Source organism: Sphingomonas sp. M1-B02, assembly GCF_026167525.1.
In the GTDB taxonomy this organism is placed as follows: domain Bacteria; phylum Pseudomonadota; class Alphaproteobacteria; order Sphingomonadales; family Sphingomonadaceae; genus Sphingomonas.
In genome coordinates this window covers 3,561,982-3,574,702 of record NZ_CP110679.1, presented here as the reverse complement: position 1 = coordinate 3,574,702, position 12,721 = coordinate 3,561,982, and the positions used below count along the sequence as shown (strand labels likewise).

At 65.9% G+C, this 12,721-nt stretch carries 9 protein-coding genes; 6 read left to right on the top strand and 3 right to left on the bottom strand.

Annotation, left to right across the window (positions count from 1 at the left end; all coding sequences use genetic code 11):
- Nucleotides 1-126 precede the first annotated feature (126 nt).
- Nucleotides 127-1,410 carry an MFS transporter gene (locus OKW87_RS17300; RefSeq protein ID WP_265541321.1) on the top strand — a complete coding sequence of 428 codons (1,284 nt, stop codon included), beginning with the start codon at nucleotides 127-129 and terminating at the stop codon, nucleotides 1,408-1,410.
- Between the two features lie 105 nt (nucleotides 1,411-1,515).
- Here the strand turns inward: OKW87_RS17300 and OKW87_RS17295 are convergent, their stop codons facing one another.
- The 3 genes from OKW87_RS17295 to OKW87_RS17285 all read right to left on the bottom strand — a co-directional run bounded on the left by OKW87_RS17295 (nucleotide 1,516) and on the right by OKW87_RS17285 (nucleotide 5,791).
- Complete coding sequence (locus OKW87_RS17295) at nucleotides 1,516-1,905, bottom strand: response regulator (protein ID WP_265541320.1); 390 nt, start codon at nucleotides 1,903-1,905, stop codon at nucleotides 1,516-1,518.
- A gap of 71 nt (nucleotides 1,906-1,976) precedes the next feature.
- The gene (locus OKW87_RS17290; protein ID WP_265541319.1) at nucleotides 1,977-4,421 is read right to left on the bottom strand and encodes an ATP-binding response regulator; all 2,445 of its coding nucleotides are present in this window, start codon (nucleotides 4,419-4,421) and stop codon (nucleotides 1,977-1,979) included.
- Nucleotides 4,421-5,791, bottom strand: coding sequence for a putative bifunctional diguanylate cyclase/phosphodiesterase (locus OKW87_RS17285; protein ID WP_265541318.1), 1,371 nt, complete (start codon nucleotides 5,789-5,791; stop codon nucleotides 4,421-4,423). Before OKW87_RS17285 ends, OKW87_RS17290 begins: the two co-directional genes overlap by 1 nt.
- A 441-nt stretch (nucleotides 5,792-6,232) precedes the next feature.
- On the opposite strand from OKW87_RS17285, the gene OKW87_RS17280 reads away from it, so the two are divergent.
- The 5 genes from OKW87_RS17280 (at nucleotide 6,233) to OKW87_RS17260 (ending at nucleotide 12,589) form a co-directional block, all read left to right on the top strand.
- Complete coding sequence (locus tag OKW87_RS17280; RefSeq protein ID WP_265541317.1) at nucleotides 6,233-7,546, top strand: UDP-glucose dehydrogenase family protein; 1,314 nt, start codon at nucleotides 6,233-6,235, stop codon at nucleotides 7,544-7,546.
- Between the two features lie 72 nt (nucleotides 7,547-7,618).
- Nucleotides 7,619-8,572, top strand: a complete 954-nt coding sequence (gene cysD, locus OKW87_RS17275; RefSeq protein WP_265541316.1) for a sulfate adenylyltransferase subunit CysD — start codon at nucleotides 7,619-7,621, stop codon at nucleotides 8,570-8,572.
- Between the two features lie 148 nt (nucleotides 8,573-8,720).
- Nucleotides 8,721-10,637 carry a sulfate adenylyltransferase subunit CysN gene (gene cysN, locus OKW87_RS17270; protein WP_265541315.1) on the top strand — a complete coding sequence of 639 codons (1,917 nt, stop codon included), beginning with the start codon at nucleotides 8,721-8,723 and terminating at the stop codon, nucleotides 10,635-10,637.
- A complete protein-coding gene (locus tag OKW87_RS17265; protein WP_265541314.1) occupies nucleotides 10,634-11,350 on the top strand; it encodes a 3'(2'),5'-bisphosphate nucleotidase CysQ in 717 nt (238 codons plus the stop codon). The genes cysN and OKW87_RS17265 overlap by 4 nt, the downstream gene beginning before the upstream one ends.
- A 96-nt stretch (nucleotides 11,351-11,446) precedes the next feature.
- On the top strand, nucleotides 11,447-12,589 hold the full coding sequence (locus OKW87_RS17260; RefSeq protein ID WP_265541313.1) for an SET domain-containing protein: 1,143 nt from the start codon (nucleotides 11,447-11,449) through the stop codon (nucleotides 12,587-12,589).
- Nucleotides 12,590-12,721 lie beyond the last annotated feature (132 nt).

Here is a 12,721-nt window from a genome sequence, read left to right as displayed (position 1 = left end):
TGCTATGAGCGATGACGGTAGATTCGCAGGCATGGCGTAAATTGCCCGCCTTTGGCGCCGGAAAAGCGCGCCGGCGCCTCAAATTGTCACCCTTTCCGCTGCCTTTGGCCTCGTTATAGTCGCTGCATGGCATCCTCCGCACCCACTTCCACGCGCCACCGGCTTCGTTCGATCCTGGGGGGCTCGGCGGGGAATCTCGTCGAATGGTATGACTGGTATGCCTATTCGGCGTTCACGCTCTATTTCGCACCGCATTTCTTTCCCAAGGGCGACCAGACCGCGCAGTTGCTGAGCGCGGCGGCGGTCTTTGCCGTCGGTTTCCTGATGCGGCCGGTGGGCGGCTGGCTGATGGGCATCTATGCCGATCGGCACGGCCGCAAGGCAGGGCTCACGCTATCGGTGAGCCTGATGTGCGCGGGATCGCTGCTGATCGCGGTTACCCCGAGCTATGCGACGATCGGGGTCGCGGCGCCCGCGTTGCTGGTGCTGGCGCGGCTGATGCAGGGGCTTTCGGTCGGCGGCGAATATGGCGCGAGCGCGACCTATCTTTCGGAGATGGCGGGCAGGAAGAATCGCGGATTCTGGTCGAGCTTCCAATATGTCACGCTGATATCGGGCCAGCTCTGCGCACTTCTGGTCTTGCTCGTGCTGCAGGCAGTGATGAGCGAGGCCGCGCTCGATGCCTGGGGCTGGCGCATTCCGTTTGCGATCGGCGGGGTGCTCGCGGTGGTGGTGTTCTGGATCCGGCGGCGGATGGCCGAGACCGAGAGCTTCGAGCGCCGCGAGGCGGGCAAATCGAGCTTCTGGGCGCTGGTGACGCAGCATCCACGCGAGGCCGCGGTGGTGATGCTGCTGACCGCGGGGGGCACGCTCGCTTTCTATGCCTACTCGATCTACCTCCAGAAATTCCTGGTCAACACATCGGGCTTCGACCGGACGACCGCCTCGCAGATCAATGCGGCGGCCTTGCTCTGCTTCATGCTGATCCAGCCGATCGCAGGCGCGCTTTCCGATCGGGTCGGGCGCAAGCCGCTGATGGTCGGGTTCGGCGTGCTGGGGGTCCTGCTGACCTATCCGATCTTCACCGCGCTGGAGGGGGTGCGCAGTCCGTTCGTGGCGTTCCTGCTGATGCTCGGGGCGCTGGTGATCGTGACGGGCTATACGTCGATCAACGCGGTGGTGAAGGCCGAGCTGTTTCCGGCGCATATCCGGACGCTGGGGGTGGCCCTGCCCTATGCGCTGGCGAACGCGCTGTTCGGCGGGACGGCCGAATATGTCGCCTTGTGGTTCAAAAATGCCGGCTGGGAGCGCGGCTTTTACTGGTATGTTACGGGGATGATCGGGATTTCGCTGATCACCTATCTGCGGATGCGCGATACCGCGAAGCATTCGAAGATATTGGAGGATTAGCGGCACGGGTCCTACTCACATTCCCGCGGAGGCGGGAATCCAGAGTGACGGACGGACTGAGCAACCCTGGATCCCCGCCTTCGCGGGGATGACGATAAGGTGGGTTTAGGCGATCACCCCGCCGCCGCCACGCAGCGCGAGGACGCGGCCGATCGAATCGAACAGGGCGTCCATTGCCACCGGCTTGAACAGGATATCGTCCGCGCCGATCGCCAGGCAGCGCTCGCGCAGATCGACGGCGGTGTCGGCGGTGACGACGATGATCGGCAGTTCCTTCTTCGCATCGTCGCGCGCGCGAATCTGGCGGATCGTCTCGAACCCGTCGGTGCCGGGCATGCGAAGATCGACGAGAATGACGTCGAAGGTCTCCGCGTCGATCCGGGCAAGACCCTCCTCCGCCCAGGAAGCCTCGGCCATCGTCGCGCCAGCGACGTCGAGCATGTCCTTGACGACCCGACGGTTCATCGGATCATCCTCGATGAAGAGGATGTTCATCGGAGCCTGCCGAAGCCGGCTGAAGGGAGGTTTGCGACCATCATTTTTATCATATTGAGTGTGCTATTGCGCTAAGCCGCCTCCGACACAAGCGGCTCAGCGCTGCCCTTTCCTGATTTTTCCGGCGAGGCCGGGATGACCGCGTCGACGAGCGCCGCTCCCGAGATCGGCTTTTCGACGATCCGCCCAATCCCTGAGGATGAAAGCTGAGACCGAATCTCAGCATCGGGCTGCATCCAGAGCACCGTTGTCTCGGCAGCGCCGGAGATCGCAACCAATGCCCGCAATGTTTCCACAGCGTCCGCATCGGCCACCTTGAGGGTCGCTTCGTCCGCCAGCAAGTACGTAATGTCCCCCATGGCCAGGGCGGCAAGCGCTTCGTCCGCGGTGCCGGCGAAACGGAGTTCGGCGACGCGCGGCTCGAACAGCGTGCGCAACATGCTGCGGGCGATCGGGTTTCGATCGAGGATCAGCATGGTGCCGCCGGCGTTGGCTTCGCCCGGCGCGACCGCAGCGGGCGCTTCGGAAGGAACCAGCGGCAGATCGATGGTGAAAGCCGACCCGCGATCGGGCTCGCTGGCGACCGTGACGTCTCCGCCGAGCGCGCGGGCAAGGTTGCGGCAGATGGTGAGGCCCAGGCCGGTGCCGCCGAACTTGCGCGTCGTGCTGGTATCGACCTGGCGGAAGGATTCGAAGATGTCGTCGAACTTCTCGGGCGGGATGCCGATGCCGGTATCCGATATGACCAGCTTGAGCCGCCGTGCATCGCCCTGCCCCTCGTCGATCGCGCGCAGCGTGACGGTGCCGCGCTCGGTGAACTTGATCGCGTTGGACAGCAGGTTGAAGACGATCTGGCGCAGGCGCCCGGCATCGCTGACGATCCAGCGCGGCGCGTGGCTGAGCTCGAGCCGGAACACCAGACCCTTGGCGCGGGCCTGTTCTTCCCAGATGCGCGTGACTTCCTTGAGCGTAGCGCAGAGGTCCATCGGTGCCGCCTCGACGGTGAGGTTGCCGGTTTCCATCTTGGCGACATCGAGGATGTCGTCGACCAGCGCGCGCATCGTCACCCCGGCGCCGTGGACGATGTCGATGCGATCGCGAATCTCGGGCGTCAGCTTCGAATCAGTCAGCATGACCTGGGTCATGCCGAGAATGCCGTTGAGCGGGGTGCGGATCTCGTGGCTGGTGGTGGCGAGGAACTCGGTCTTGGCCCGCAGCGCCTTTTCGAGTGCGACATTGGTCTCGCCGAGCACGACGTTGGCGGCGCGAACCTGATTGCGGCTGCGGCGGATGGTGACGAGGCCGAAGGTCAGCAGCGCGATGAGCACCAGCGTGCCGCCGCCGATGCTGAGGAACAGCGTACGCTGGAATTCGGCGGTCTTGCGCAATTGCTCGGTAGTCAGTTGCTGGATGGTCAGCTGCTGATTGGTGTAATTGAACTTGGCCGCCATCAGCGCGGCGCTGGTCGAGGTCGCGACCTTCGCCGCCTCGTCGCTGAGCCGCTTGAGCGCCTCGAGGTGAACCAGCGAGAGCCGGATGTGTCCGGTCTTGCGGAAGATTTCGTGCGCATAGAGATGCGCGTTGCGAAACTCGTTGGCGGTCGTCGCGGGATCGATGCCGGCGAAGCTCTCTCGGATCAACTCGGCGGCGCGGGGATAATTGCCACGATCGGCGGCCAGCCGGGCGCTGGTGGCAAGCAGATGCCGCCGGGGCATCTCGGCATCGGAGCCGCGGACCAGCGCGAAACCGCGCGCGAGCGTGCGCTCGGCTTCATCGAACCGCTTGAGATCGACCTGAGCACGGGCAAGGTTCACGAGCACGCGGACTTCGAGCGTCGGCTTGGCAAGCCGCTGGGCGAGACGCAGCGCAAGCTCGAACTCCACGGCGGCTTCGGCATAGCGTTCGAGCGAGAGGAGGACGTTGCCGCGATTGTTGTGCAGCGAGAGTGAAAGAGTCGCGTCTCCGCCATAGGCCTGGGCAGCCTGCTTGTAATAATTCTCGGCGCGCGCACCATCGTTTGCAGATTGATAAAGCGACGCGATGTTCTGGAGCGCGATCGCTTGGCTGCGGGGCTCCCGCACCTCGCCGTAGATTCGATAGGCCTGCTGGAAATTGTCGAGCGCTTTCTCGGCCTGCTCGCGCTGCATATACAATGCGCCCTGCGAGATCAGCAGATCGCCGCGGACCTTCAGCGGCTCGTTGATCGACTCGACGAGACGAAGCCCCTGCGCGAGCAGCGGTACGGCCAGATCGGGACTGGCGCTGCGCAGGTGCGCTTCGGCGCCTAGCCACCGCGTCGTGGCGAGGCCGATGATGCGCTGGCGGGGATCGCTGATTTGCTGCGCGAGCGCTTCGGCAGCGGCAATTTGATCGAGCTTGTCGGGTGCATCCGCTACGACGCTGTCTTTGGCCGCGGTGATGGCTGCCTCGACGGACGCGGGCACGGGTCCAGCCGCGGCCGGGAGCGCGGGAAGGCCAAGCGACAGCAAGATCAGAATGCGGAGCAGCGTCCGCATCACGCGCGCTTCCAGAAGCTCTCTGGCCGGATGAAGGACGATGGCGACTCGCCCGATGTGGCGCGCGCCGCATCCTCCGCGAGGAAGTTGCGGAAGGCATCGAAGCCGAGCGGGCGGGAGATCAGATAGCCCTGGACCATGTCGCAGCCCATCACGCTGAGCAAGGCCAGCGCCGAGGGCGTCTCGACCCCCTCCGCCGTGACTTCCATCTCGAGCGCGTGCGCGAGATCGATGGTCGATCGGACGATCAGCGGATCGCGATTGCTGCTGGTGAGCTGAAGGACGAACATCTTGTCGATCTTGAGCTCGCGCGCGGGCAATTGCTTGAGGTAGGCGAGCGACGAGAGGCCGGCGCCATAATCGTCGATCGCGAGCTGGACGCCGATATCGGCGAAGGTCTGCAGATGGCGGATCGCGCTGTCCGGATCGCGGATGACCGCGGTCTCGGTGATCTCGAAGCCGAGCTTGGCGCCGCTGGAGGTGACGATCTCGCACGCCTCCGCGACGAAATGGGCGTCGGCGAGCAGCATGCCCGAAATGTTGAGGAACAGCGTCAGATCATAGCCGTCGGCGGCGAGGCGCTTCTGATCGGCGATGACCTGGCGCAGCGTCCAGATGGTGAGCGCGCCGATCTCGCCGGCCTCCTCGGCAACCGAGATGAAGTCGCCGGGCAGGATCAGCCCGCGCTGGGGGTGCTGCCAGCGGATCAGTGCCTCGGCGCTGGCTATTTCCTGGCGACGGACATGCACCTTGGGCTGATATTGCAGGAACATCTCGCCCTTGGCGATCGCGCGGGGGAGTTCGCGCATCAAGGTGAGCTTGTCGAAGGCCAGGTCAGCGCGCGAGAGATCGAGCATCACCGCCTTGCCCTGGCCGCGCGCCTGCTCGAGCGCCGATTCGGCGGCCTCGGTGAGGCGAACCTCGTCGCTGTCGTCCGAGGGCGAGGCGGCGATGCCGAAATGCAGATGCAGCGTGTAGGGTTCGCCGTCGAGATCGAGCGGTTTCAGGAATGCCGTGCGGAGGCGATCGATATCGGCGGCGCCTGCTTCGGGGGAGTCGCGCTCGAACGCGATCTCGATCAGCGCGCGGCCGGCGGTCACAATCCGGATGTCGGGGCAGAGATCGATGATCTGCGTCGCGACGTCCTGCACCAGCGCATCGGCGCGCGGGCGCCCGAGATGGCGCCGCAGCGTGGCGAAATTGCCGATCTCGCACAGGCAGAGGATCCGCCAGATACCGGCCTCCCCGCGCTGGCCGCGGCCCCAGGCCGGCAGCTTGGCGGGAGCGGCGGGCGCCGGCGACGGTCCAGCGGTGTCCGCAGCGATTGCGGGCTCCGTTCGCCCATCGCGATTGGCATTGGCCGATGGCATTATGGGCTCGATCCTCGCCGACATCCGCAGACCCATAGCCAGAGAGCCTTGAAGGAACGGTTAAGCGGTTCTCGGGGCCAGGCAATACGTGCCGGGCTCAGGAGAGTTCCGGATTGATTTATGCTAAACAGATCGTTAACCATCCGAATCGCGCATCACTGCGCACGATGGGAGAACAATGATGTTCGCGTTCAATCTTCTCTTCCGCGACGGCGCGACCGGCGAAGACATTCGCCCCTTGTGACCGACGCTACTTCCGGGCCGGCGGTGAGGCGATCTCAGCAGTGAGAGCGCGCTGACCGGCCCGGACGGTTTCAAAGAGGCGGCCTGCGGGCCGCCTTTTTTAATGCCGCCGCGCTCGGCCCGCAGCGCCCCCTCCCCTTGTTCTGACCGCAGGCTGCGCTAAGTGCGCAACGGACATTCACCCGAAGGGGAAACACGTTGCGCATCGCGATGATCGGCACGGGCTATGTGGGCCTGGTATCCGGCGCCTGCTTCTCGGACTTCGGCCATGACGTGGTCTGCGTCGACAAGGATGCGCGCAAGATAGAGCTGCTCCACCAGAATGTGATGCCGATCTACGAGCCCGGGCTGGCCGAATTGGTCGCCTCCAACGTCAAGGCCGGGCGGCTGACCTTCACCACCGACCTGGCCGAGGGCGTGCGCGATGCCGACGCGGTGTTCATCGCGGTCGGCACCCCCAGCCGGCGCGGCGACGGGCATGCCGATCTCAGCTATGTCTATGCCGCCGCGCGCGAGATCGGCGAAAACCTCACCAAGCCGAGCGTGATCGTCACCAAATCGACCGTGCCGGTGGGCACCGGCGACGAAGTCGAGCGGATCCTGGCCGAAGTGGCGCCGGACAGCGGCGCAATGGTCGTCTCCAACCCAGAATTCCTGCGCGAGGGCGCGGCGATCGCGGACTTCAAGCGGCCCGATCGCGTCGTCGTCGGCACCGACGATGAAGCTGCCAAGCAAGTGATGCGCGACATCTATCGCCCGCTGTCGCTCAACCAGTCGGCGCCGATCCTGTTTACCGGACGGCGAACGTCCGAGCTGATCAAATATGCCGCCAACGCCTTCCTGGCGGTCAAGATCACCTTCATCAACGAGATTGCCGACCTGTGCGAGGAAGTGGGCGCCGACGTCCAGGAAGTGTCGCGCGGGATCGGGATGGACAATCGGATCGGCGCCAAGTTCCTCCATGCCGGCCCCGGCTATGGCGGTTCGTGCTTCCCGAAGGACACGCTGGCGCTGCTCAAGACCGCGGCGGACAATGAGACCCCGCTGCGGATCGTCGAGGCGACGGTGCAGGTCAACGACGCGCGCAAGCGGGCGATGGGGCGCAAGGTGATCAAGGCGATGGGCGGCGACGCGCACGGCAAGACCGTCGCGGTGCTCGGCCTGACCTTCAAGCCCAACACCGACGACATGCGCGACGCGCCGAGCCTCTCGGTGATCGCGGCGCTGCAGGATGCCGGCGCGAAGGTGCGCGCCTATGACCCGGAGGGCGTCGAGCAGGCGCGGCCGATGCTGCAGGACGTCGAGTTCAGCGACAGCCCCTATGCCGCGGCCGAGGGTGCCGACGCGCTGGTGATCGTGACCGAGTGGGACGCGTTCCGCGCGCTCGATCTGGGCCGGATGGCCAAGATCATGGCGACTCCGCTGCTGGTGGATCTGCGCAACATCTATCCCCCCGCCGAAGCCGAGCGGGCGGGGCTGACGCTGGTGGGCGTGGGGAAGCCTAAGGGCTGAGACCCGGGCGGTATGCCCGGCTAAACATAAACTAGATCGCGCGCCCGGCCTCCGCTTCCTAAATCGCGTGCCATGCCGCATCCACAGAGCCTGATCCGCGAAGAGCATGGCGCGCCCCGAAGCGCGACACCGCCGCTTACGCACCTCCAGCGGCTCGAGGCCGAAAGCATCCACATCCTGCGCGAAGTGGTGGCCGAGGCCGAGCGGCCGGTGATGCTCTATTCGGTGGGCAAGGACAGCGCGGTGATGCTGCACCTGGCGCGCAAGGCATTCTACCCCGCGCCGCCGCCCTTCCCGCTGCTGCATGTCGATACGACGTGGAAATTCCGGGCGATGTACGAATTGCGCGACCGCGCCGCCGCGGACGCGGGAATGGAATTGCTGGTCCACAAGAATCCGGATGCGATCGCCCAGGGCATCAATCCGTTCGATCATGGCAGCCTCCACACCGATCTGTGGAAGACCGAGGGACTGAAGCAGGCGCTGGACCATCACGGCTTCGATGCGGCGTTCGGCGGGGCGCGGCGCGACGAGGAGAAGAGCCGGGCGAAAGAGCGGATCTTCTCGTTCCGCACCGCCTCACACCGCTGGGACCCGAAACGCCAGCGGCCCGAGCTCTGGCATTTGTACAATGCGCGGAAAGCCAGGGGCGAGAGCATGCGGGTGTTCCCGCTCTCCAACTGGACCGAGCTCGACATCTGGCAATATATTCTGGCCGAAGGGATCGAGATCGTGCCGCTTTACTTCGCGGCACCCCGGCCGACGGTGGAGCGGGATGGCATGCTGCTGATGGTGGACGACGATCGCTTCCGGCTGCGTGACGGCGAAGTGCCGTTGGAGCGATCGGTCCGGTTCCGGACCTTGGGCTGCTATCCGCTGACCGGCGCGGTGGAGAGCGAGGCGGATACGCTGGAGGCGGTGATCCAGGAGATGCTGCTGACCACGACCTCGGAGCGGCAGGGGCGCGCGATCGACCATGACCAGTCGGCGAGCATGGAGAAGAAGAAGCAAGAGGGGTATTTCTGATGCGGTCCCTTCTCAAAATCCTCCCCGGTCCGGGGAGGTGGCAGCGCGGCGCGCTGACGGAGGGGGCTCTCCTCTTGGCGACTCCTGCGCGGCACGCCCCCTCCACCATGCTTCGCATGGTCCCCCTCCCCGTGCCGGGGAGGATATTTTGACCTCCTCCTTCCGGCCGGATGCGCTGATCGCGTCCGACATTTCGGCCTATCTTGCGCAGCATCAGAACAAGTCGCTGCTGCGCTTCATCACCTGCGGATCGGTGGACGACGGCAAGTCGACACTGATCGGGCGATTGCTCTACGATTCGAAGCAGATTTTCGAGGACCAGCTGTCGGCGCTCGAGGCGGACAGCAAGCGGGTGGGCACGCAAGGGCAGGAGATCGACTTCGCCTTGCTGGTCGACGGGCTTGCCGCCGAGCGCGAGCAGGGGATCACGATCGACGTCGCCTATCGCTTCTTCGCGACGGAGAAGCGCAAGTTCATCGTCGCGGATACGCCGGGCCACGAACAATATACCCGCAACATGGTGACGGGCGCGTCGACCGCCGACCTTGCCGTGATCCTGATCGATGCCCGCAAGGGCGTGCTGACCCAGACGCGGCGGCACAGCTATCTCGCGCACCTGATCGGCATCCGCCACATCGTGCTCGCGGTGAACAAGATGGACCTGGTCGGTTACGACCGGGCGCTGTTCGACCGGATCGTCGACGACTATCGGAGCTTTGCCGAGAGCATCGGCATAGCGGGTTTCACCCCGATCCCGATCTCGGGGTTCAAGGGCGACAATATCACCGCGCTCAGCGACAACACGCCCTGGTATAGCGGGCCGACGCTGATCGAGCATCTGGAGCGGGTCGAGGTCGAGACCGAGGCCGCCCGCGCCAAGCCGTTCCGGCTGCCGGTGCAGTGGGTCAACCGGCCCAATCTGGATTTCCGGGGTTTTGCCGGGATGATCGCGAGCGGCACCGTGCGCCCGGGCGACGCGGTGCGGATACTGCCTTCGGGACGGACGACAACCGTGGCGCGGATCGTGGCGTTCGGCGGGGATCGCGACGAGGCGGTGGCCGGCGAATCGGTGACGCTCACGCTGGCGGACGAAGTCGATTGTTCGCGCGGCGACGTGATCGCGCTGGCCGATGCGCCGCCGGAAAGCGCCGATCAGTTCAAGGCGAAGATCGTCTGGATGGACCAGACCGAGCTGCTGCCCGGTCGGGCCTATTGGCTGAAGCTCGGCACGCAGACGGTGAGCGCGGTGGTGCGCGAGCCCGAATATACGATCGACGTCAACACGATGGCCAAGATGTCGGCCAAGTCGCTGGGGCTCAACGATATCGGCGTGGCCGAAGTCGCCGCCGACCGCGCTCTGGTGTTCGAGCCCTATGCCGACAGCCACGATCTGGGCGGGTTCATCCTGATCGACAAGGCGACCAACGCGACGGTTGCTGCGGGCATGCTGCACCATGCGCTGCGCCGCGCGCAGAATGTCCATTGGCAGGCGGTGGAGATCACGCGCGAGGCGCATGCCGCGCAGAAGGGCCAGCAACCGCGCTTGCTGTGGTTCACCGGGCTTTCGGGATCGGGCAAGTCGACGATCGCCAATCTGGTCGAGAAGAAGCTGCACGCGATGGGCAAGCACAGCTTCCTGCTCGACGGCGACAATATCCGGCACGGGCTCAACCGCGATCTGGGCTTCAGCGATGCCGATCGGGTGGAGAATATCCGCCGGGTGGGCGAAGTCGCGCGGCTGATGACCGACGCCGGGCTGATCGTGCTGACCGCCTTCATCTCCCCTTTCCGCGCCGAGCGTGAGCTGGTGCGCGGCATGATGGCGGCGGGCGAATATTTCGAGATCTTCATCGATACGCCGCTGGAGGTGGCCGAAGGCCGCGACGTGAAGGGGCTCTACAAGAAGGCGCGCGCGGGGGAGATCGGCAACTTTACCGGCATCTCCAGCCCCTATGAGCCGCCCGAGCGACCCGACATCCGGATCGACACGACGAAGGAGTCGCCCGAGGCGGCGGCCGAGCGGATCGTCGAGACGATCATGGGGACGTGGAGCCCGGTGATTTGACCGACGCCGAACTTGCCCGCGACATCGCGACGGAGGCCGGCGCGCTGTTGCTCGCGATCCAGCGCGACTGCGCGGGTGGGGATCGGGGCGATCGCGAGGCGAATTCGCTGATCCTCGAGCGGCTGCGCGCGGCGCGGCCGGACGATGCGATACTCTCCGAGGAGTCGGCGGACGACCTGGCGCGGCTCGATCAGCGCCGGGTGTGGATCGTCGATCCGCTGGACGGGACGCGCGAATTCGCCGAGCGGCGCGACGATTGGGCGGTGCATGTGGCACTCGCGGTGGACGGCGCGGCGGCGGTGGGCGCGGTTTCGCTGCCGCGGCTGGGCGTGACCCTGTCGAGCGACGCCCCCTCCCCGCTCCCGCCGGCGCATCGCCCGCCGCGGATGCTGGTCAGCCGTAGCCGGGCCAGCGCGCTGTGCATCGACGTTGCGGGGCGGATCGGTGCCGAGCAGATCGGCATGGGATCGGCGGGCGCGAAGGCGATGGCGGTGGTGCGCGGCGAGGCCGAAATCTACCTCCACAGCGGCGGCCAGCATCAATGGGACAATTGCGCGCCGGTCGCGGTGGCGCTGGCGGCGGGGCTCCATGCATCAAGGATCGACGGCTCCGCGATCGTCTATAACCGGGCGGAGACCAGCATCCCCGATCTGCTGATCTGCCGGGCAGAATGGGCAGAAATCGTCTTAAGTACCGTCTCTAACTGCAGCTGAGCGATTCGCCGCGACTCGCGGATTCACCGCGAGTCGCGCATGGACTGCCCCTACCCGACATGGTAAATGCCGCGTTCGGGAAGGGGGCAGTGAGGCGTGGGTATCTGGTTCCTGGTGGCGGTGGGATTCATGTTCACGGGCTATGCAGTCTATCTGCTTGGCCTGCGGCGTGAGCTCGTCCAGCCTAACCGCGCCTCCTGGCTGATCTGGAGCGCCGCGACCGGGCTGGAGGCGCTGACCTATGCGGCGGTGAACCCCGGCGCGCCGCAGGGCTGGGTATTCGCGGTCTCCGCCGTCGCCTGCATCATCGTGACGATCGGCATCTGGCGACGGTCGTCCTGGGCGCCGCCCTCGGCGACCGAGACCTTCTGCATCGCCGCCTGCCTGACCGCGCTGGTGATCTGGCTGGTGTTCCGCGAGACCTTCTGGGCGCATATGCTGGTGGTGGTCGCGGTGCCGGCGAGCTTCTGGCCGACCTGGGTCAGCGTATGGGAAGACCGTTCGCGCGAGCGTTCGCCGGCCTGGGGGCTGTGGACCTTCGGCGATCTGGCCACGCTGCTGATCGCGGTGCGTGGGCCCGAACTGGGGGTGGCCGAGCTCGGCTATGTGCTGGTCGAGCTGCTGTGCCATGCCAGCGTCTGGTTCCTGATCGGGCTGGCGACGATCAACCCGCTCCGCTCGCTGGGCGTGCGGCGCGGGGGACTGCGGATCTTCGACCGCTATCGGCACTCGGACAATCTGTTCAAGGTGGGCGAGAACCATCTGGGCAAGGCGGTCTATGCCGCGGCGCCCTTTGCCGAGGGCGACGTGCTGATCGAATTTACCGGCCGGCGCTTTCGATCGGACCAGGTGCCGAGCCTGATGCGCGGCGGCGGCGACCGCTTCGTCCAGGTGACGCCGGATCATTATATGGGGCCGTCGGGCCGGATCGACGATCTGGTGAACCATAGCTGCGCGCCCAATGCGGGCCTGCGCTTCACCGATGCGGGCGTGTTCCTGGTCGCGGTGCGTGCGATCCCGCCGGGCGAGGAAGTGGTCTGGGACTATTCGACGACGCTGCGCGAATCGAATTGGCACATGATCTGCCAGTGCAAGGCGCCCGAATGCCGGCAGGTGATCGGCAATTTCGCGTCGCTGGCGCCGGACCGGCAGGAATGGTTCCGGGCGCGGAATTTGGTGGCGCCGTACCTGCGGCGGAGCGACGATGTGAGCGCGACGAAGAAGGTTGTGGGGTGGTGAGCTAGTCCCTCTCCCTTTGGGAGAGGGAGGGAGCCGACATAGTCGGCGGAAGGGTGAGGGTCGAGGGGGAAGAACTGTCCTCACCCTTCCCACCGCTGCGCGGCGGGCCCCTTCCCGCTCCCAATGGGAGCG

Coding starts and splice junctions, on each gene's coding strand:
- OKW87_RS17300 (WP_265541321.1), top strand. CDS start 127: ATGGCATCCTCCGCACCCACTTCCACGCGCCACCGGCTTCGTTCGATC.
- OKW87_RS17295 (WP_265541320.1), bottom strand. CDS start 1,905: ATGAACATCCTCTTCATCGAGGATGATCCGATGAACCGTCGGGTCGTC.
- OKW87_RS17290 (WP_265541319.1), bottom strand. CDS start 4,421: ATGCGGACGCTGCTCCGCATTCTGATCTTGCTGTCGCTTGGCCTTCCC.
- OKW87_RS17285 (WP_265541318.1), bottom strand. CDS start 5,791: ATGCCATCGGCCAATGCCAATCGCGATGGGCGAACGGAGCCCGCAATC.
- cysD (WP_265541316.1), top strand. CDS start 7,619: ATGCCGCATCCACAGAGCCTGATCCGCGAAGAGCATGGCGCGCCCCGA.